Consider the following 20,666-nt stretch of genomic DNA (forward strand, 5'->3'; position numbering starts at 1 on the left):
GTGCCCGCAGCGCATCGCCCTGCTGCACCTGCTGCAGCGCCGCCAGCAGCGCGCAGCACTGCGCCGGCGGCATGGCGGTAGAGTAAATAAGGTGGCGCGAGAACTGTTCAACGTAATCGGCGGTCGCATCATCGCACAGCAGCGCTGCGCCGCTGACGCCAAAGCCTTTGCCAAACGTCACCACCAGCAGCTCAGGTTTCACCTGCTGCTGCCAGCAGCTGCCGCGCCCCTGTTCACCGCTCACGCCAATGCCGTGCGCGTCATCGACCAGCAGCCAGCCGTCCGCAGCCCGGGTCGCCGCAGCAATCTCCGCCAGCGGTGCGCTGTCACCATCCATGCTGAAAACGCCTTCGGTGACCACCAGCGTGGCGCCCGCCCCCGGCTGCGCCAGCAGCTTTTGCAGACTTGACGGCTGATTATGCGCAAAACGCCGCAGCGTGGCCGGGCTGTGACTGGCAGCATCCAGCAGCGACGCGTGCGCCAGTTTGTCCGCCACGATGCGGTCCTGCTTCTGCGCCAGCAGATGAACAATCGCCTGGTTGGCGGCAAAGCCGGAGATAAACAGCAGCGCACGTGAATAGCCGAGCCAGCCTGCCAGCTGCTGCTCCAGCTCTGCATGATAACGGCTATAGCCGGTCACATACGCGGACGCCCCTGCCCCGGCTCCCGCCTGCGCCGCACCCTGCTGCCAGGCCGCAATCACCGCCGGATGCTGGCTCAGCCCGAGATAGTCGTTACCGGAGAAGTGGCGATAGCGCTGACCGTCCAGCGTGATTTCCCGCACGCTGTTCTGCTCAACACAGCGCCGGTAGCGCCAGCCATCCGCGTCCCGGCGCGCCTGCAGCGCCCCGGTAATACGTTCAGCCCACATTTACACCGCCGCGTTGTAAAACTGCGGCGTATCGGCCTCAGCCAGCTGCGCCTGCAGCTGATGCTGCTGTGCGTTATCCCCGCTCGCGGTTGTGGTATGTTCCGGATTCAGCCCCAGCTTGCGGAACAGGATCAGATCTTTATCCTCCTCCGGATTGGGCGTGGTCAGCAGTTTGCAGCCATAGAAAATAGAGTTAGCGCCCGCCATAAAACACATCGCCTGCGTCTGCTCGCTCATCTGCTCACGCCCCGCTGAGAGACGCACGTGCGAAGAGGGCATCATGATGCGCGCTACGGCGATAGTGCGGATAAAATCAAACGGCTCCACGTCAGCGTTATCCGCCATCGGCGTGCCTTTGACTTTTACCAGCATGTTGATCGGCACGCTCTCTGGCGGCACCGGCAGGTTTGCCAGCTGCACCAGCAGTCCGGCGCGATCCGTCACCGTTTCACCCAGACCGACAATGCCGCCGGAGCAAACTTTGATACCGGCATCGCGCACTTTATCCAGCGTATCGAGACGCTCCTGGTAGGTACGGGTCGTGATGACGCTGCCGTAAAATTCCGGTGAGGTGTCGAGGTTATGGTTGTAGAAGTCGAGCCCGGCCTCAGCCAGACGCTGCGCCTGGGTTTGCTCCAGCGTCCCCAGCGTCATGCAGGTTTCCATGCCGAGCGCTTTCACGCCCTGCACCATCTGCTCCAGATAAGGCATATCGCGTTCGTGCGGGTTTTTCCATGCGGCGCCCATGCAGAAACGGCTGGAGCCGGCCGCTTTAGCTTTACGCGCCGAGGCGAGCACCGCCTCCACCTCCATCAGCCGTTCTGACTCCAGTCCGGTTTTGTAGCGCGCGCTCTGCGGGCAATATTTACAATCTTCCGGGCAGGCGCCGGTTTTAATCGACAGCAGCGTGCTGACCTGTACCTGACGTGGGTCAAAATGCTGGCGATGCACCTGCTGCGCCTCAAACATCAGTTCCAGAAAAGGTTTATCAAACAGGGCCTGGGCCTGAGCCAGTGTCCAGCGGTTAGCCATTACATACTCCAAAAAGGGGTTCATCCCGACAATGATCGTGGTTATACTTGTAAACTAAATCTTTTCAAAATGGTTTACAAGACAGATGTTCACGCCTGACGACCTCGATTTTGACCGCCAGCATATCTGGCATCCCTACACCTCAATGCGCGACCCGCTGCCCTGTTATCCGGTGGTGGCCGCCCAGGATTGCCAGCTGCAGCTGGCAGATGGACGCGAGCTGGTTGACGGTATGTCGTCATGGTGGGCGGCGATCCACGGCTACAATCATCCGCGTCTCAACCAGGCACTGCAGCAGCAGATGGCGCAGATGTCACACGTGATGTTCGGCGGTATTACCCATCCGGCAGCAGTCGCGCTGAGCCGTCAGCTGGTGGCGATGACGCCTGAAGCGCTGGAGTGCGTGTTTCTGGCTGACTCCGGATCCATTGCGGTGGAAGTCGCCATGAAAATGGCGCTGCAGTACTGGCTGGGTCGCGGCGAGAGGCGCCAGACATTCCTGACGCTGAAGCGCGGCTATCACGGCGATACCTTTGCGGCGATGGCGGTATGCGATCCGGAAAACTCAATGCACAGCCTGTGGCGTGGCTATCTGCCGGAGCATCTGTTTGCCGCTGCGCCGCAGTGCGGTTTCACTGATGCATGGGATGACGCCGATTTCAGCGACTTTGCCCGGCTGGCGGAGCAGCACCACCGCGACATTGCCGCGGTGATCCTCGAGCCGATTGTGCAGGGCGCGGGCGGGATGCGCTTTTACCATCCGCGCTATCTGCAGCAGGTGCGGGCGCTGTGCGATCGCTACGGGCTGCTGCTGATCGCCGATGAGATCGCCACCGGCTTCGGCCGCAGCGGCAAGCTGTTTGCCTGCGAACACGCGGGCGTGACGCCCGATATTTTATGCCTCGGCAAAGCGCTGACCGGCGGGATGATGACGCTCGCCGCCACGCTGACCACGCGCGAGGTGGCTGACACCATCAGCCGCAGCGCCGCTGGCTGCTTTATGCATGGCCCGACCTTTATGGGCAACCCGCTGGCGTGCGCAGTTGCCGCTGAAAGCCTGGCCATGGTGGCGGAAGGCGAGTGGCAGACGCAGGTCGCGGCCATTGAGCAGCAGCTGCAGCGGGAGCTGCTGCCGCTGCAGGCGCATCCCGCCGTGGCGCAGGCGCGCGTGCTGGGTGCCATTGGCGTTATCGAAACGCATCAGCCGGTGAATATGGCCGCGCTGCAGCAGTTCTTTGTTGAGCGCGGCGTCTGGATCCGCCCGTTTGGCCGGCTCATCTATCTGATGCCACCTTATCTGATTTCTGCGCAGGCGCTGAGCCAGCTCACCCGCGCCATTCGGGACGCGCTGGATCACGCTGGCCATTTTCAGCCCTGACGCCGCTGGTATCTGCTGCGCTTTTGCACCATGATGACCTTCCGCGATTAGTAAAAAAGGAGGAGTTATGCGCCTGTTTAGTCAGGATTTTAACGACGGCGATAAGATGCCAGAGCGCCACGTGTTTAACGGCATGGGTTATCAGGGCGATAACCTGTCGCCCCATCTCGCCTGGGATGAGGTGCCGGAAGGGACAAAGAGCTTTGTCGTCACCTGCTACGACCCCGATGCGCCGACCGGTTCCGGCTGGTGGCACTGGGTGGTAGCGAATATTCCGGCTGAGGTCACGGTGCTGCCGCAGGGCGCCGGTTCCGGCGTGGCAGAGCTGCCTGAAAGTGCCATCCAGACCCGTACCGACTTCGGCCAGACCGGCTACGGCGGCGCCGCACCGCCGCAGGGTGAATCACACCGCTACATTTTCAGCGTGCACGCGCTGGACGTGGAGACGCTGGATGTGGATGAAGGCGCCAGCGGCGCAATGGTCGGCTTTAACGTGCATTTCCATGCGCTTGCCAGCGCATCGGTTACGGTAAAATACGCCTGATCGCACCGGGCGCGCTTCGCTGCGCACCCTGATAAAGGTCGCCTCTGAGGGCGACCTTGCGTGACATCATCACGCCAGCGCGAGGATCGCTACCCACATCGGCCCCTGCCCGACCGCATAACGCGCCAGCGGCTGCAGCAGGCCACGCTCCGCAATCCGGTACACTTCAATATGATGCGATTTCTGTCCCGCAGCCACCAGGTAAGCGCCACGGCTATCGATATTAAAACCGCGCGGCTGCGTTTCCGTTGGCTGATGGCCCTCAATGGTCAGCGCATCGCCCGCTTCACTGACGCTGAACACGGTAATCGTGCTGCTGGTGCGATCGCAGGCGTAGAGCGACCGGCCATCCGGTGTGATATGAATATCTGCCGCCCAGCGTGTGCCGCTGAAATCAGCCGGCATCATATCCAGACTCTGTACGCACCTCATCTCGCCCTGCAGTGACCAGACATCCACCGTGCTGTTGAGTTCATTGACCACATAGCCATAAGCGCCGCCGGGATGAAACGCCATATGGCGCGGGCCTGCGCCTGCGGCAGTATTGACGTCTGCCTGCGCGTGCGGCGTCAGCGTGCCATCCTGATGCAGCTGAAAACGGCAGATACGATCCTGCTTCAGCGCCGGCACCAGCAGCGTCTCGTTATCCAGGTCGATGTTGGCGGAGTGGCATCCCTCAAGGCCGTTGATCACCTGCGACGGGGCCTGCGGCAGTCCGTTCTCATCCAGCGGACTGATGCTGACGCAGGCGTCGTTATAGGAGCCGCAGAAGAGAAACCGGCCTTCGCGATCGGTGGAGATATGCGTCGGGCTGCCTGGCAGCGGCGCTTCACCCGCCAGCGTCAGCGTTCCGTCTGCGGCGATGCGGTAGGCGAGCACGCGAAAATCGGGACGTACGCCCACATAAAGAAAATCTTTTTTCGGGCTCACCACCATTGGCTGCACCTGACCGGCCACATCGGTAACCTGCAGTAGCGTCAGCGCGCCATCTTCCTGAAGCTGCCAGGCGTGGATCTGCTGGCTCTCGGGACTGGCGGTATACACGACTTGTTTCATGCGTTTTTCCTTATTCGCTGCCTGATGAAAGGGATAACTGTAGCCTGTTTCAGCCGGCTACGCTGGCGGGATTTTTGCCCGCTTTTTTGTCTCAGCGCGGCTGGCAGGTGTAGACTTGATGCCTGGTTATTCAAAGACGGAACCCGTAATGAGCTATCGCGTAATCGCCCTCGATCTGGATGGCACCCTGCTGACACCCAATAAAACTATTCTGCCTGAATCGCTGGAGGCGCTGGCCCGCGCGCAGCAGGCGGGCGTTAAAGTGCTGATCGTTACCGGTCGCCATCACTGCGCTATCCACCCTTTTTATCAGGCGCTGCAGCTTGATACACCCGCAATCTGCTGTAACGGTACCTATTTGTATGATTATCAGGCAAAAAAAGTGCTGGCCGCCGATCCGCTGGCGAAAAGTCAGGCTGCAAGGGTAATAGAGATGCTTGACGAGGAGAACATTCACGGTCTGCTGTACGTCGACGATGCCATGCTCTACCAGGAGCCGACCGGTCACGTCACCCGCACGCTGAACTGGGCGCAATCGCTGCCGGAAGCGCAGCGCCCGCTGTTCCTGCAGGTGCCCAGCCTGGCGCAGGCGGCGCAGGATGCTGAAGCGATCTGGAAGTTTGCCCTGTCACATCCGGATACCCGCGCATTACAGCAGTTTGCTGAACGCACCGAAGCGGAGCTGGGCCTGGCGTGTGAATGGTCATGGCACGATCAGGTTGATATCGCCCAGGCGGGTAACAGCAAAGGCAAACGCCTGGCGCAGTGGGTGGAGAGCCAGGGCTTCAGCATGCAGGAGGTGCTGGCGTTTGGCGATAACTATAACGACCTTAGCATGCTGGAGCAGGTGGGGCTGGGCGTGGCGATGGGCAACGCCGATGACGCCATCAAAGCGCGCGCGGCAGAGGTAACCGGCACCAACCTTGAGCCGGGCATTGCAGAGATTATTCGCCGGGAAGTGCTGTGACGGCAGCCCTGTTCGTCAGGCGATAACTGAAACGCTTTTGAGCTGGACATAGAGCCACTGATCGACGCGAATGCCCAGCTCATCGCGTGCCCACGGCGTGATGCGTGCCCAGAGCTCGCTGCTGCCGATGCGGACCCTGACTTCGACCTGATCGTCAATATCCAGCAGCTCCATGACCTGCGCAGGCAGAATGTTACGCACGGAGGTATGCTGGGCTGGCTGCAGCGCCAGTGAGACATCGGCTGACGCGATGCGAATGCGCAGCGTGCTTTTTGCTGGCAGGTTAACGCGACTCACCCAGATATGCTGATCGCCCAGCAGCAGTGCGGTCATGGGATAGTAAGGATGCTGCTCCAGCACCTGCACGCGCAGCACGCTGGTGCGTTCGCTGACCGGCAGCCAGGGGCGCATTGCGCTGCTGCTCCAGACTTTCTCCAGCGGGCCTGCCGCTTTAACGCTGCCGTTATCCAGCACCAGCACGTTGTCCGCGAGCTGCACAATCTCATCCAGGCTGTGCGAAACGTAGAGCACCGGCACGGCAATCTGCTTTGTCAGCTGCTGCAGCCACGGCAGCAGCTCACGCTTGCGCGGCAGATCCAGTGACGCCAGGGGTTCATCCATCAGCAGCAGATCGGGCGCACTCAGCAGCGCCCGGCCAATCGCCACGCGCTGTTTTTCACCGCCTGAAAGCGTGGCCGGAAAGCGATCCAGCAGCGCATCCAGTCCCAGCAGCGTCACCAGCTGCGCAAACTGCGGCTTCATTGATGCGGCCATGCTGTACTGCAGATTGCCGCGCACCCGATAGTGCGGAAAGAGTCGCGCGTCCTGAAACACATAGCCGATACGCCGCTGCTCCGGCGGCAGATTGATGCCGCGCGCGCTGTCAAACAGCAGCCGTTCATTGATCTGTATGCGGCCCTGCTGCGGCTGGGTCAGGCCGCTGATAGCGTTGATCAGCGACGTTTTACCCGCGCCCGAGACGCCAAACACGGCGGTAATACCGTGCGCCGGCAGCGTCGTATCCAGCTCCAGCAAATGATCACCCAGCCGCTGGGAAAACTGCAGCGTCAGCATCAGGCGATCCCCCAGCGTTTGCGGCCCCAGCGCGCCAGTAATTCTGACGCCACCAGCGACAGCAGCGCCAGTGCGATAGCCACCGCACAGAGCCGCGCGGCGGTGCTTTCTGCACCCGGCGTTTCAATCAGGGAAAACATCGCGGAAGGAATGGTACGGGTTTCTCCGGGGATATTGGAGACAAAGGTGATCGTGGCGCCAAACTCCCCCAGCGAACGGGCAAACGCCAGCACGGTACCGGCAATAATGCCCGGCAGCGTCAGCGGCAGCGTAATAGTAAAGAAGACCCGCCAGCGCCCCGCTCCCAGCGTTCGCGCGGCCTGCTCCAGCCGGGTATCCACCGCCTCCAGCGCCAGCCGGATGGCGCGCACCATCAGCGGAAATGCCATCACCGCCGCCGCCAGCGCCGCACCGCGCCAGCTGAAGGCGAAGGTAAAGCCAAACCACTCCCAGAGCCAGGCACCGATCGCGCCGCGACGTCCCAGCGCCAGCAGCAGCAGATAGCCCACCACTACCGGCGGCAGCACCAGCGGCAGATGCACCAGGCTATCGAGCAGCGTTTTACCCGGAAAACGGCAGCGTGCCAGAATCCAGGCCATGAGAATGCCAAACGGCAGGCTGCACAGCACCGCCACGCAGGAAACTTTCAGGCTGAGCGCAACAGCCTGCCACTCGGGATCGCTCAGTATCATCTTTTTGGCGTAAATCCATACTGTTTAAAAATAGCCGCGGCCTCAGGCCCCTGCAGATAGTGCCAGAAGGCGGTGACCGCCGCGTTCTGATGCGCGTTAACAATTGCCATAGGATACTCTACCGGCGGATGCGAGTCGGCGGGAAAACGCCCGGCAACCATCACCCCTTTACTTGCCACGGCGTCAGATCCATACACGATGCCATAGGGGGTTTCGTTACGCTCAACCAGCGCCAGCGCGGCGCGCACGTTGCTGGCTGGCGCAAGCTGTGACGCGAGCTGCTGCCAGGCGCCCAGCTTCTGCAGCGCTGCTTTGGCGTAAATCCCGGCGGGCACATGTGCCGGATCGCCCACCGCCAGACGCTGCCCCTGCAGCAGATTTTTCCAGTTGGTGGCGGCAGAGATGGTTACGGGTGCCGCGCCGGCAGCTTTAGGCGCGATCAGCACCAGATCGTTACCCAATAGCGTTACGCGCGTCTCCGCTTCAATACTCTGTTTTGCCGCCGCGTCATCCATCCACTGCTGATCGGCAGAGATAAAGAGATCGGCCGGCGCGCCCTGTTCAATCTGGCGTGCCAGCGTGGAGGAGGAGGCAAACGAGGAGACCACTTCGGTCCCACTCTGCTGCTGATACCGGGTAGCGATCTCCTGCAGCGCATTGGTCAGTGATGCTGCAGCAAACACCGTAATTTTATCAGCCGCCACCGCCTGGCCCGCCAGCGAAAGGGTCAGCGTAGCCGTAGCCAGCCAGTAAGAAGATTTGTTCAGCATGTCAGACTCCCTGTTTCGTTGTATACCGAATGATACAACGCCTGGGCAGATGCCGCTATGCGCAGCATGCGGATAAATATTATCAGAGTGGGTATCGGCAGGAGCGGGCGGAAATTGATAAAAAAACGCCCGCAGCGTGCGGGCGGGTCAATCAGTGCTGTGAGCTTTTCGCCGGGCGGTCATTGCGGCGGCCAAATTTGGAGATAATGTTAAACACCTCTCCGAGGCCGTAAATCAGACCCAGCATAATCGCCATCACAATCGGCACCATGATGACCGCGACGGCCAGGCTTTTTATCAGTTCCAGCATGGAAACCTCACGCAGAATTTAAAAAAGTGATTGTAGCGGCAGCGGAAAAAAAGGCACTGCCCTTTTCGTGCTTTTACTTTACGCCGTACACTACCCGCTTCCGACTAAAGGAGCTGACATGCAAGCCGATCTCTCACTTCATATTCGTCTTCAGCAGAAACTGTTTGCCGATCCGCGCCGTATTGAACTGCTGCGGCGGGTTGCTGAGACGGGGTCAATCAGTCAGGGTGCCCGGCTGGCGGGCATCAGTTATAAAAGCGCCTGGGACGCCATCAACGAGATGAACCAGCTGGCGGATGAGACGCTGGTTGAGCGGGCTACCGGCGGCAAAGGCGGCGGCGGCGCCCGTCTGACGCGCTATGGCGCACGACTGATCCAGCTGTTCGATCTGCTGGCGCAGATCCAGCAGAAAGCGTTTGATGCCCTGCAGCAGGATAACCTGCCGCTCGACAGCCTGCTGGCTGCGATTGCGCGCTTCTCGCTGCAGACCAGCGCGCGTAATCAGCTGTTTGCTACCGTGCGCAGCGTGATAACCGGCCGGTGCAGCAGCATATTGAGGTGGTACTGGCCGATGGCGTGACCCCGGTTAACGTGGCGCTGACCGCGCGCAGCGCGCAGCGGCTGCAGCTGGTACCCGGAAAAGAGGTGCTGGTGCTGATTAAAGCGCCGTGGATCCGGCTCGGTGACGAAGGAGAACCCGGCGATAACGCCCTCTCTGCTCAGGTCAGCGCCATTGAAGAGGGAGAAGAGATGAGCGAAGTGCTGCTGACGCTGAGCGGTGGTGAAACGCTGTGCGCTACCCTGAGCGCAGCGCAGCTGGCGCAACAGCCGCTGCGGCCAGGCGACGCAGTCACCGCCTGCTTTAGCGCTGAACAGGCGATTATTGCCACGCTAATCTGACGCCTCTGCCCTGATTGACTTCCGTAGCAGCGGCCGTTACAACAGTAACAACGATGCACAAACCGGAATACATCATGTCTTTATTGCAAATTTCGCAAGGCACATTTCATCTTAGTCACCATCGCGCGCTCAGCATTAACGCGCTGACCGTTCAGCGCGGTGAGAGCTGGGCCTTTGTTGGCGCTAACGGCAGCGGTAAATCTGCCCTGGCCCGGGTGCTGGCAGGTGAACTTAACGCGGGAAAAGGCCACTTCAGCAGCGATTTTCGCCGGCCGATCCGCCTCTCATTTGAGCAGCTGCAGCAGCTGGTGAGTGAGGAGTGGGAGCGCAATAACACCGATATGCTCAGCGAAGGGGAAGAGGATACCGGCCGCACCGCTGCAGAGATCGTCCAGGCGGACGTCAGCGATGAAGCCCGCTGCCGCGCGCTGGCGCAGCAGTTTGGTATCCAGGATTTGCTGGATCGCCGCTTTAAATATCTCTCTACCGGTGAAACCCGCAAAACTCTGCTTTGTCAGGCGCTGATGGCAGAGCCGGATCTGCTGATCCTTGATGAGCCGTTTGACGGGCTGGACGTCGCGTCGCGCGCCAGCCTCACCGCGCTGCTGCAGCAGCTGCATACGCAGGGCTATACGCTGGTGCTGGTGCTGAACCGGTTTGAAGATATCCCCGATTTCATTCAGCAGGCGGGCGTGCTGGCAGAGTGCACCCTGACCCACGCCGGTGACCGCAGGACGCTGCTGGCGGAAGCGCTGGTGGCCCAGCTGGCGCACAGCGAACGATTGCAGGGCATGGCGCTGCCGGAGGCAGATCGCCCCGATCTGCTGCCGGCGCTGGCCGTTGACACGCCACGCGTAATACTGCGTCATGGCAGGGTCGCCTATGATGATTGTCCTATCATCGATAACCTCAGCTGGCAGGTTAACGCCGGCGAACACTGGCAGATTACCGGGCCAAACGGCGCCGGCAAATCCACCCTGCTTAGCCTGGTGACCGGCGATCATCCGCAGGGCTACAGCAACGACTTAACGCTGTTTGGCATCCGGCGCGGCAGCGGCGAAACCATCTGGGATATTAAGCAGCATATCGGCTACGTCAGCAGCAGCCTGCACCTTGACTACCGGGTAAGCTGCAGCGTGCGCACCGTGGTGCTCTCCGGCTTTTTTGACTCGATTGGCCTTTACCAGGCCGTTTCAGAGCGGCAGAAAGCGCTGGCGCGTCAGTGGCTGGCGCTGCTCGGCATGGATAACGCGCTGGCAGATGCCCCTTTTCACAGCCTCTCCTGGGGTCAGCAGCGGCTGGTGCTGATTGCGCGCGCGCTGGTTAAACATCCCGCCCTGCTGATTCTGGATGAGCCGCTGCAGGGGCTGGACCCGATTAACCGTCAGCTGGTACGCCGCTTTACGGATGTGCTGATTGGTGAAGGCCGCACCCAGCTGCTGTTCGTCTCGCACCACGCTGAAGATGCGCCGCGCTGTATTACCCATCGCCTCAGCTTTGTCAAAACCCCGCAGGGTTACTGTTATCAGCAGGAGGCGTTGCGCACGCCGCAGCCCTGACCGCGTTCTGCCCCGCTTACTCTGCCTTGCCGATCGCCTGCTCCGTCAGGCAGGCGACCGGTGCCTCACCTGCCAATGTAATCGCTACCACTAATCTGTGCTAAATTTGAATCCATCTGTTTCACAGACCGCAAAATTAAGAATAAGCGACTTGTGTAAACGATACCATTTATCCAGACTTGATCACGCTTTTGCCTGCGGGCATATGCTAGTTTGAGCGCAGAAAACGTTTACTGTTTGCCGTTACCAGGACAAGTTATGCAAAAATTTAATCCGGTGGATCATCCGCATCGCCGCTATAACCCGTTAACCGATCAGTGGGTCCTGGTGTCACCGCACCGGGCGAAACGCCCGTGGCAGGGCGCGCAGGAGACGCCAGCGCGTGAGACGCTGCCGGCGCACGATCCCGACTGCTTTCTGTGCGCGGGCAATACCCGTATCACCGGTGATAAAAACCCTGATTACACCAACACCTATGTCTTCACTAACGACTTTGCTGCGCTGATGGAGGAGACCCCGGATGCGCCGCAGAGCGACGACCTGCTGATGCGCTGTGAAAGCGCCCGCGGCACCAGCCGGGTGATCTGCTTTTCGCCCGATCACAGCAAAACGCTGCCGGAGCTGTCGCTGAGCAACCTCGAAGCCATTGTTGCGACCTGGCAGCAGCAGAGCGCTGAGCTGGGGCAGCACTATCCGTGGGTGCAGGTGTTTGAGAACAAAGGCGCGGCCATGGGCTGCTCCAATCCGCATCCGCACGGTCAGATCTGGGCTAACAGCTTTCTGCCTAATGAAGCGCAGAAAGAGGATGATAACCAGCGCCGTTACTATGCCGAAAAAGGCATGCCGCTGCTGCTGGATTACGCGGCACGCGAGCAGCAGGACGGCAGCCGTACCGTCGTGGAGACGGCACACTGGATCGCCGTGGTACCGTGGTGGGCCGCCTGGCCGTTTGAAACCCTGCTGCTGCCAAAAACGCACGTAAAACGCCTGACCGAACTCAGCGCAGAGCAGAGCAGCGACCTGGCGCGCGCGCTTAAGCTGCTGACCAGCCGCTATGACAATCTGTTCCAGTGCTCATTCCCCTATTCGATGGGCTGGCACGGCGCGCCGTTTACCGAAGAGGCCGGCGATCACTGGCAGCTGCATGCGCACTTCTATCCACCGCTGCTGCGCTCGGCAACTGTGCGTAAATTTATGGTCGGCTATGAGATGCTGGCTGAAACCCAACGTGATTTAACGGCGGAGCAGGCAGCAGAACGTCTGCGCTCTGTCAGCGATATCCATTTTCGTGAGGCGCAATAAATGTCTTTGAAATCGACTACCCGGCAGCTGTTCGCTGACACCTTTGGTTATGCTGCCACCCATACCATTCAGGCGCCGGGCCGCGTCAATCTGATTGGTGAACACACCGATTACAACGACGGCTTTGTGCTGCCGTGCGCTATCGATTATCAGACGGTAATCGCCTGCGCACGCCGCGACGATCGCCAGGTCCGGGTGATCGCCATGGATTATGACAACCAGCAGGATAGCTTCTCGCTGGATGCGCCGATCGAACCGGTAAAAGAGCCGATGTGGGCCAACTATGTGCGCGGCGTGGTGAAACACCTGCAGCAGCGTGACGCCGGCACCGGCGGCGTGGATATGGTGATCAGCGGCAACGTGCCGCAGGGCGCCGGCCTCAGCTCCTCTGCGTCACTGGAAGTGGCCGTCGGCACGGTATTCCGTGAACTCTGGCAGCTGGATCTCGATGGCGCGGCGATTGCGGTCAACGGCCAGGAGGCGGAGAACCAGTTTGTTGGCTGTAACTGCGGCATTATGGATCAGCTGATTTCAGCACTCGGCAAACAGGATCACGCCATGCTGCTCGACTGCCGCACCCTGGCGACCCGTGCGGTGCCGATGCCGGACAACGTCGCCGTGGTTATTATCAACAGCAATTTCCGCCGCTCGCTGGTAGGCAGTGAATATAATACCCGCCGCGAGCAGTGTGAGACCGGCGCGCGCTTCTTTAACAAACCGGCGCTGCGCGACGTCACGCTGGAGGAGTTTGAAGCACGCGAGCATGAGCTGGATAAGCTGGTGGCGAAGCGCGTGCGTCATGTTATTACCGAAAACGCCCGGACGCTGGAAGCGGCCGACGCGCTGAGTCAGGGCGATCTTGAACGCATGGGCGAGCTGATGGCGGCTTCACACGCCTCTATGCGCGACGATTTTGAGATCACCGTGCCGGCAATCGATCAGCTGGTGGCGATTGTTAAACAGGAAGTGGGTCCGCACGGCGGCGTGCGCATGACCGGCGGCGGCTTTGGCGGCTGCATCGTGGCGCTGATGCCGGCAGAGCGGGTAGATCAGGTCAGAGCGGCCGTGGCGGAAAAATATGAAGCGCAGACCGGTATCAAAGAAACCTTCTACGTCTGCAAGGCCTCAGAGGGAGCGGGTCAATGGTAAGCGACGTCAACTCCCATGCGCCAGACGGACAGCCGTGGCGCATCACGGTTCTGCGCAACCGTCACGGCATGGTGGCCACCTTTATGGACTGGGGTGCCACCTGGCTTTCGGCGCGCGTGCCGATGCGGGATGGCAGCGTGCGTGAAGCGCTGCTGGGCTGCGCTACGCCGTCAGATTATCTGCATCAGGACGCCTATCTCGGCGCCACGATTGGCCGCTACGCCAATCGCATCGCGCAGGCTGAGCTAAAGACGCTTAATCTGAAGCTGGCTGCCAATCAGGGGCCGCATCAGCTGCACGGCGGGCCGGAAGGGTTTGACAAACGCCGCTGGCAGATTGTCAGCCAGAGCGACAGCAGCGTGCACTATCGGCTCGACTCGCCGGATGGCGATCAGGGCTATCCGGGTAATCTTATCGCCTCCGTGACCTATGAACTGACGGAGGATAATACGCTGGCGATCCGCTATCAGGCGGAGACCGATCGCGCCTGCCCGGTTAACCTGACTAACCACGCCTACTTTAACCTTGATGCGCATCATGGCGACGCCCGCCAGCATCGGTTACAACTGCAGGCAGATCGTTACCTGCCGGTAGACAGCGCGGGCATCCCCGCTGCGCCGCTGAAAGCCGTTGCGGCGACCAGCTTCGACTTCCGCCAGCCTAAGCGCGTGGCGGACGAGTTTCTGGCTGATGCCGATCAGCAGGCGGTCAAAGGCTACGATCACGCGTTTTTACTGAACGCGGCAGGTGACATCACGCAGTGTGCCGCCGGACTCTGGTCCGCTGACGGCGCGCTGCAGCTCAGCGTGTTTACCACGGCACCTGCGCTGCAGTTCTATACCGGCAACTACCTGGCGGGAACGCGCGCCCGCGAGCAGGAGAGCTATACTGCTTTCCAGGGCATTGCGCTGGAGAGTGAATTTTTACCCGATTCGCCTAACCATAGCGAGTGGCCGCAGCCCGATTGCTGGCTGCAACCCGGTGACATCTGGCGCTCAGAGACGCGGTATCGCTTTACGGCACACTGAGACGACGGCTGAAAAACGCGCACTGCGTATGCGACAGACTTACGCCGTGCGCCGTTTTCCGTTATGGTATGGCGCTATCAGTGTGCCGCCGCTTCAGGCGGCCGCAGCCGGGTTCATTACTAATCTACTTAAGCATTAAGGAGTAAAGCTATGGCCGTAACTAAGCTGGTTCTGGTCCGTCACGGCGAAAGCCAGTGGAATCAGGAAAACCGCTTCACCGGATGGTATGATGTGGATCTCTCTGACAAAGGTCGTACCGAAGCGAAAGCGGCGGGTCAGCTGCTGAAGAAAGAGGGCTTCGTGTTCGATTTCGCCTATACCTCCGTGCTGAAACGTGCCATCCACACCCTGTGGAACGTGCTGGATGAACTGGATCAGGCCTGGCTGCCGGTAGAGAAAACCTGGCGTCTGAATGAGCGTCACTACGGTGCGCTGCAGGGGCTGGATAAAGCAGAAACCGCGGCTAAATATGGTGATGACCAGGTTAAGCAGTGGCGTCGTGGTTTTGCCATTACTCCGCCAGAGCTGGATCGCAGCGATGAGCGTTTCCCCGGCCACGATGCGCGTTACAAATCACTGACCGAGGCGCAGCTGCCTACCACCGAGAGCCTGGCGCTGACCATCGACCGCGTTATCCCTTACTGGAACGAAACCATTCTGCCGCGCATTAAAAGCGGTGAGAAAGTTATCATTGCCGCACACGGTAACTCGCTGCGCGCGCTGGTAAAATATCTCGATAACATGAGCGAAGATGAGATCCTCGAACTGAACATCCCGACCGGCGTGCCGCTGGTGTATGAGTTCGATGAAAACTTCAAGCCAATCAAACACTACTATCTGGGTGATGCCGATGAGATCGCAGCGAAAGCCGCGGCCGTGGCAAACCAGGGTAAAGCGAAGTAAACCTCCGCAGTAAACCTGAAGGCCAGACGTTTGTCTGGCCTTTTTTATGCGTCACGCTCAGCCGCGACGGGTACGGATCGCCTGCGCCAGCTGACGCAGCGCTGTTTCCGTATCTTCCCAGCCAATGCAGGCATCGGTTACGCTCTGGCCGTATACCAGCGGCTTCCCGCTCTCCAGGCTCTGATTGCCTTCCACCAGATGGCTCTCAATCATCACGCCGGTAATCGCCTGCTCGCCGCCGGCAATCTGCTGTGCCACATCTTCCGCCACAACCATCTGCCGCTGGAACTGCTTGCTGCTGTTGGCATGGCTGAAATCGATCATCACCTGCGGACGCAGGCCCGCTTTTTCCAGCCCGCTCTTCACTGCCGCAACGTGCTCAGCGCTGTAGTTTGGCTCTCTGCCGCCGCGCAGGATGATGTGGCAATCTTCATTGCCGCGCGTCTCAACGATAGCCGAGTGCCCATATTTGGTTACTGACAGGAAGCAGTGCGGCGCGCTGGCCGCGCCAATGGCGTCAATAGCGACTTTGATCGTACCGTCGGTGCCATTTTTGAACCCTACCGGACAGGAGAGACCGGAAGAGAGTTCGCGATGCACCTGCGATTCGGTGGTGCGTGCACCGATGGCGCCCCAGCTCATCAGATCGGCCATATATTGCGGCGTGATCATATCCAGAAACTCGCCGGCAGCCGGCAGACCGGTGTCGTTGATATCCACCAGCAGCTTACGCGCCAGACGCAGTCCTTCATTAATCTGAAAGCTGCCATCCATGTGGGGATCGTTAATCAGCCCTTTCCAGCCCACCGTGGTGCGCGGCTTTTCAAAATAGACGCGCATCACCACTTCCAGCTCGCCGCTCAGCTCATCGCGCAGCGTCAGCAGGCGTGCAGCGTACTCTTTCGCCGCTGCCGTGTCGTGGATTGAGCAGGGACCGATCACCACCAGCAGGCGATCGTCCTCGCCATGCAAAATGCGGTGAATGGCCTGACGCGCCTGCGATACGGTCGCCGCCGCGCGCTCCGTTGCCGGATATTTCTCCAGCAGCGCTACCGGGGGAAGTAACTCTTTGATCTCTTTAATGCGTAAATCGTCGTTCTGGTAATCCATACTTATTCCATTCAGATTTTCGCCCTGCGTGCGCCGGACGTAACCCCTTCAATCTATCCCTTCAGCCGGCATGAGTAAATTAAGAGCGTTATGAAAATGCTTTTGTCTCATTTGCATTTATAGAGCCATAGACTAAGCTTTTAAACGTAAGCACTGAGGAACGAGTCGCTTACACTATATATTTTTACGCCGAACACTCCTGACGAAATTTAATTTCGTTACGGCCCGCTTTTTTCGTCACACAGCACCCGTGGGTGTCAAACGGCAACTATCCATTTATTACAGGAGCATAATGATGAATAAGTTTGCAATTGTTTTTCTGACGGCAGCAATGACTCTGGGTAGCGGTGCAGCGATGGCTGCAAACAACAATGGACAGGCCAACGCATCAGCTGAAGCGGGTGCGGCAGCGGGCGGCGCAAAACAGAATCTGCCTCCGCACAATGTTGATAATAGCGATATCAACACCGGCAACACCAATACCAACGGCGCAGCAATGTCAGGCACTGAGTCAGGCGATATGTCTGCCAAAGAGGTGCACAAAAACACCATGTGCAAAGATGGCCGCTGCCCGGACATGAACAAAAAAGTCGAAACCAAATCGGGTAGCGACAACGTGAATACCAAAACCGACGGCACAACTCAGTAAGAGATGTCTCTGCGGTAATCAGGGCGAGCGCAGGCTCGCCCTTTATTTTTGCCGGCCCCGCTTTTCCGCTATGCTAACCGCCATGAAATTCACAGGAACGGTGACATGGCTACCCTACTGCTTATTGACGATCACCCGCTGGTTGAAGTCGCACTTCAGGCTGCCTGCCAGCACGCCCCTATTCCTCTGCAGCTCTATGCCGCCGCTGATGAATCTCAGGCACGCGCCTGCCTGCAGCAGCATAATATTGACGTCATTATTCTTGATATCGGCCTGCCGGATTGTGATGGCTTAGAGCTGCTGCGCCGCCTGCGCGCCCGCGATGCACAGCGCCCGGTGCTGATCTACTCTGCACAGCAGAGCCGCCACACCTTACTGAGCGCCGCTTCGCTGGGGGCGGCAGGCTATGTGGTGAAAAGCCAGAGCATGGCTCAGCTGCTCAGCGCCATCCTTGCAGTGCTGGGGGGACAGCAGGCCTTTCCGCCGCTGCCGGAGCGCCTGGACCTGCCGCTGACGGAGAAAGAGCAGCAGATTGTAGCGCTGCTGGTGCGCGGCCTCTCTAACCTGCAGATTGGTGAGCAGCTGCATATCAGCAATAAAACCGTCAGCACGCATAAAAAAAATATCATGGCCAAGACCGGCGTGACCTCGGTGGTTGAGCTGGCTGAACTGTGGAAAGCGCAGCAGTGAAGCGGCTCTGGCTGCTCTGCTTGCTGCTGGTAGCCGGCGCACGCGCTGAACTGCTGCCCGCCAGCAGCGTCATGCTGCCTGCGGTTATGCCGGTGCCTCACGCTGCGCCACCGCCCGCCACGCAGCTGCGCGTGGCGGTGCCGGTGCAAAATAGCGCGCCCTGGTCGATGCGCATCGGCGATCGCCTGTGGGGCATTGATGCTGACTATCTCAGCGCCCTCAGCCAGCAGAGCGGCGTACGGTTTCAGCTGCAGGGCTACCCTGACCGGAGCGCGCAGCTGCAGGCGCTGAAGCGCGGTGAGGTGGACCTGGTTTTGACGACTGAAAGCGCACCGCTGCCTGCCGGCGCCTCGCTCAGCGCCAGCTGGTTCAGCACGCCGCTCCGTATTTACCGCAACCGTGCAAATCAGCGCGCGGTAATGTTTAACAGCGATAACGCTCAGCTGACGATTGCCGGCAGCACGCTGACGCAGCTGCCGCCGGAGCTGGCAGCGCGCCACCGCTGGCATCCGCTGGCCGGCAACTTACAGGCGCTCTACGCCCTGCTCAATCAGCAGAGTGATTATCTGGTCGCCGATGAAGCCAGCGCCGGCTTTCTGCTCAGCCAGCTGCAGCAGGGAGAGATCTACCAGATCACCGCCGATCCGGATGCGGTACTGACGCTGCGCACGATCGCCCGCGATCCGGCGCTGACAACATGGATCGATGCGCAGCTTCGCCTGCTGCCGGCGGAGTTCAGCCGGCAGGTTGCTCAGCGCTGGAGCCCGCCGCTGCCGCGCTATCAGGATACGCAGACGCTGATGCTCAGCCCGGCAGAGCAGCAGTGGCTGGCGGCGCATCCCGTTGTCACCTACGCCGCCGCGCCAGATAATGCCCCCTGGAGCTACCGGGACGCCAGCGGTAACGCGCGCGGCTTTGGTATTGACCTGCTTAATGCGCTGGGCCAGAGCACCGGCATCCGCTTCACGCCGCGCTGGGTCGCTAACCCGCAGCAGGCGCAGGCGCTGCTGGCACAGCAGGCGGTGATGCTTACGCTGCTGGAGCCTCTGGATACGCCCGATGCGGCCTCCACCACGCTTCCGGTATGGCGTGCTATCTGGGGCGTTTACAGCCGGATGCCGCTTGCGCCTGCCGACTGGTCCTCGCTGCAGGGCAAACGTCTTGGCGTACTGCGCGGCGATCTGGCCCGTCAGCTGCTGCCGCCGGGTATTACGCCACAGTGGTTTGACGACCGCACCCGGCTCTGGCAGGCGCTCGGCAGCGGACAGATTGATGCGCTGGTGGATAATGTGATCTCAGCACGCTGGCGGCTGGCCAGCCGCGATGACAGCGCGCTGCGTCTGGCGTTTGCCGCCAGCGATATCGCCTGGCCGATGGCGCCCCGGGTAACCCCGCAGCAGCCGCAGCTGCGCGCCCTGCTCGATCGCGCGCTGCAACAGATACCGCCAGAAACGCTGAACCAGATGCGGGCAAGCTGGGCGCAGCCGCCGCAGCCCGGCAGCACGATGATGATGCGCAGCATACCAAAACTGCTGCTGTTTGCAGCGGCGCTGATTATTGCAGGGCTGCTGCTGCTGCAGCTGCGTCACGTGCTGCAGCAGCGGCGTGAACGGCGGCAGCGCGCAGAAGCGGAGCGCGCCAGTGCGGCTAAAAGCCAGTTTCTCGCGACCGTCAGTCATGAACTGCGCACGCCGATGCAGGCGATCCTTGGCCTGCTGGAGCTGGAACAGCAGCAGCATGTGCCCTCACGGATCGCGCTGATGCACAGCAGCGCCCGCTCGCTAATGGCGCTGCTGAACGATTTGCAGGATCATGCGCGGATTGAGAATCAGAGTTTCCGCCTGAATCCGCACCCGCTGAATCTCTCCCGCTGGCTGCAGCAGCAGCGGCAGCTTTATCATCCGCTGATGCGCCCCGGCGGTCCGCAGCTGCGCGTAACGGCCCTGACGCCGCTGCCCGCCAGCGTGCTGCTGGATAGCGATCGCCTGCAGCAGGTCATTAATAACCTGGTGGCTAATGCACTGAAGTTCACCCGTGAAGGCGAAATAAGCCTTACGCTGGCGGCAGAGGAGCAGATTACGCTTGTTGTGACGGACAGCGGCAGCGGCATTCCGCTCAGCGAACAGGCACACCTGTTTGAGCCATGGTATCAGGCGCCGTCTGGCCGGCGTCATGCGGTACAGGGCAGCGGTCTGGGGCTCTTTATCTGCCGGGAAATCGTACAGCGAATGGGCGGTACGCTGCAGCTGAGCTCTGCGCCGGGCCAGGGCACACGCGTCAGCGTAACGCTGCCGCTGACGCCCTGTGACATTGTGGATGCCGGCGACGATCCGGTCTGGCCGCGCTATCCGCAGCTGCGGGTGGCGATTGTTGACGATCATCCCGCTAATCTGCTGGTGCTGCAGCAGCAGCTGGCTGCTTTTGGCATTCAGGCTGAGACCTTTGATGCGGGACGCGCCCTGCTGCTCGCCGATGCCAGGCAGCCGTTTGATGTGCTGTTTATCGATCAGATGATGCCGCATCCCGATGGCCTGACGCTGCTGCGCATTCTGCGCCGCCGCCAGCGGCAACGACCACACCCTGCCCTGCGCGTGATCTGTTCCGCCGACGTGCAGCGCTTGCGCCTGCCGCTGCAGGCGCATGAGGCGCAGCTGGTGAAGCCCGTTACGCTGCAGGCGCTGG

Annotated in this window: 19 protein-coding genes and 1 pseudogene; 12 read left to right on the plus strand and 8 right to left on the minus strand. The window is 60.5% G+C overall.

Annotated elements, in window-relative coordinates:
- Together HA43_RS16740 and bioB are read right to left on the minus strand one after the other, a co-directional pair.
- Positions 1 to 871: aminotransferase class I/II-fold pyridoxal phosphate-dependent enzyme (locus tag HA43_RS16740; RefSeq protein ID WP_128083825.1), on the minus strand; the 871-nt coding region annotated here is incomplete at its 3' end.
- Complete coding sequence (bioB, locus tag HA43_RS16745; protein ID WP_094112175.1) at positions 872 to 1,903, minus strand: biotin synthase BioB; 1,032 nt, start codon at positions 1,901 to 1,903, stop codon at positions 872 to 874. It lies immediately after the preceding gene.
- An 85-nt stretch (positions 1,904 to 1,988) separates the two neighbouring features.
- On the opposite strand from bioB, the gene bioA reads away from it, so the two are divergent.
- Both bioA and HA43_RS16755 read left to right on the plus strand, forming a co-directional pair.
- On the plus strand, positions 1,989 to 3,281 hold the full coding sequence (gene bioA / locus HA43_RS16750) for an adenosylmethionine--8-amino-7-oxononanoate transaminase (RefSeq protein ID WP_094112176.1): 1,293 nt from the start codon (positions 1,989 to 1,991) through the stop codon (positions 3,279 to 3,281).
- Positions 3,282 to 3,348: 67 nt separating this feature from the next.
- A complete protein-coding gene (locus HA43_RS16755; protein ID WP_065649814.1) occupies positions 3,349 to 3,825 on the plus strand; it encodes a kinase inhibitor in 477 nt (158 codons plus the stop codon).
- A gap of 69 nt (positions 3,826 to 3,894) precedes the next feature.
- Here HA43_RS16755 and pgl read toward each other — a convergent pair whose 3' ends face one another.
- Positions 3,895 to 4,881, minus strand: a complete 987-nt coding sequence (pgl, locus tag HA43_RS16760; RefSeq protein WP_039383299.1) for a 6-phosphogluconolactonase — start codon at positions 4,879 to 4,881, stop codon at positions 3,895 to 3,897.
- 148 nt (positions 4,882 to 5,029) lie between these two features.
- On the opposite strand from pgl, the gene HA43_RS16765 reads away from it, so the two are divergent.
- The gene (locus HA43_RS16765; protein WP_039383296.1) at positions 5,030 to 5,848 is read left to right on the plus strand and encodes a pyridoxal phosphatase; all 819 of its coding nucleotides are present in this window, start codon (positions 5,030 to 5,032) and stop codon (positions 5,846 to 5,848) included.
- 15 nt (positions 5,849 to 5,863) lie between these two features.
- Here HA43_RS16765 and modC read toward each other — a convergent pair whose 3' ends face one another.
- The 4 genes from modC to HA43_RS16785 all read right to left on the minus strand — a co-directional run bounded on the left by modC (position 5,864) and on the right by HA43_RS16785 (position 8,694).
- The gene (modC, locus tag HA43_RS16770; protein ID WP_094112177.1) at positions 5,864 to 6,922 is read right to left on the minus strand and encodes a molybdenum ABC transporter ATP-binding protein ModC; all 1,059 of its coding nucleotides are present in this window, start codon (positions 6,920 to 6,922) and stop codon (positions 5,864 to 5,866) included.
- Complete coding sequence (modB, locus tag HA43_RS16775; protein ID WP_039383292.1) at positions 6,922 to 7,614, minus strand: molybdate ABC transporter permease subunit; 693 nt, start codon at positions 7,612 to 7,614, stop codon at positions 6,922 to 6,924. Before modB ends, modC begins: the two co-directional genes overlap by 1 nt.
- Positions 7,611 to 8,384, minus strand: coding sequence for a molybdate ABC transporter substrate-binding protein (modA, locus tag HA43_RS16780; protein ID WP_094112178.1), 774 nt, complete (start codon positions 8,382 to 8,384; stop codon positions 7,611 to 7,613). Before modA ends, modB begins: the two co-directional genes overlap by 4 nt.
- A 151-nt stretch (positions 8,385 to 8,535) precedes the next feature.
- Entirely contained in the window at positions 8,536 to 8,694 is a 159-nt protein-coding gene (locus HA43_RS16785) for an AcrZ family multidrug efflux pump-associated protein (RefSeq protein WP_039383289.1), read from the minus strand.
- A 118-nt stretch (positions 8,695 to 8,812) separates the two neighbouring features.
- Here HA43_RS16785 and modE point away from each other — a divergent pair.
- From modE to gpmA, 6 genes and pseudogenes are all read left to right on the plus strand, one after another.
- Positions 8,813 to 9,594, plus strand: a pseudogene (gene modE, locus HA43_RS16790) (molybdenum-dependent transcriptional regulator).
- Between the two features lie 74 nt (positions 9,595 to 9,668).
- A complete protein-coding gene (gene modF, locus HA43_RS16795) occupies positions 9,669 to 11,153 on the plus strand; it encodes a molybdate ABC transporter ATP-binding protein ModF (RefSeq protein ID WP_071668997.1) in 1,485 nt (494 codons plus the stop codon).
- A gap of 258 nt (positions 11,154 to 11,411) precedes the next feature.
- Positions 11,412 to 12,455 (plus strand): galactose-1-phosphate uridylyltransferase, encoded by a 1,044-nt coding sequence (gene galT / locus HA43_RS16800; RefSeq protein WP_094112179.1) that lies wholly within the window; start codon positions 11,412 to 11,414, stop codon positions 12,453 to 12,455.
- Positions 12,456 to 13,604, plus strand: a complete 1,149-nt coding sequence (gene galK, locus HA43_RS16805; RefSeq protein ID WP_094112180.1) for a galactokinase — start codon at positions 12,456 to 12,458, stop codon at positions 13,602 to 13,604.
- A complete protein-coding gene (galM, locus tag HA43_RS16810) occupies positions 13,598 to 14,632 on the plus strand; it encodes a galactose-1-epimerase (protein WP_039383276.1) in 1,035 nt (344 codons plus the stop codon). The genes galK and galM overlap by 7 nt, the downstream gene beginning before the upstream one ends.
- Before the next feature lie 150 nt (positions 14,633 to 14,782).
- A complete protein-coding gene (gene gpmA / locus HA43_RS16815) occupies positions 14,783 to 15,535 on the plus strand; it encodes a 2,3-diphosphoglycerate-dependent phosphoglycerate mutase (RefSeq protein WP_039383274.1) in 753 nt (250 codons plus the stop codon).
- 57 nt (positions 15,536 to 15,592) lie between these two features.
- Here gpmA and aroG read toward each other — a convergent pair whose 3' ends face one another.
- Positions 15,593 to 16,645, minus strand: coding sequence for a 3-deoxy-7-phosphoheptulonate synthase AroG (aroG, locus tag HA43_RS16820; RefSeq protein WP_039383273.1), 1,053 nt, complete (start codon positions 16,643 to 16,645; stop codon positions 15,593 to 15,595).
- A gap of 295 nt (positions 16,646 to 16,940) precedes the next feature.
- On the opposite strand from aroG, the gene HA43_RS16825 reads away from it, so the two are divergent.
- The 3 genes from HA43_RS16825 to HA43_RS16835 form a co-directional block, all read left to right on the plus strand.
- Positions 16,941 to 17,294: a YbgS-like family protein gene (locus tag HA43_RS16825; protein ID WP_082032651.1), complete on the plus strand. Its 354-nt coding sequence runs from the start codon at positions 16,941 to 16,943 to the stop codon at positions 17,292 to 17,294.
- Between the two features lie 105 nt (positions 17,295 to 17,399).
- The gene (locus tag HA43_RS16830; RefSeq protein ID WP_039383269.1) at positions 17,400 to 17,984 is read left to right on the plus strand and encodes a response regulator transcription factor; all 585 of its coding nucleotides are present in this window, start codon (positions 17,400 to 17,402) and stop codon (positions 17,982 to 17,984) included.
- On the plus strand, positions 17,966 to 20,666 hold a 2,701-nt coding region (locus HA43_RS16835), incomplete at its 3' end, for a hybrid sensor histidine kinase/response regulator (RefSeq protein WP_094112181.1). The genes HA43_RS16830 and HA43_RS16835, both read left to right, overlap by 19 nt.

This window comes from Pantoea eucrina (assembly GCF_002095385.1).
Lineage (GTDB): Bacteria > Pseudomonadota > Gammaproteobacteria > Enterobacterales > Enterobacteriaceae > Pantoea > Pantoea eucrina.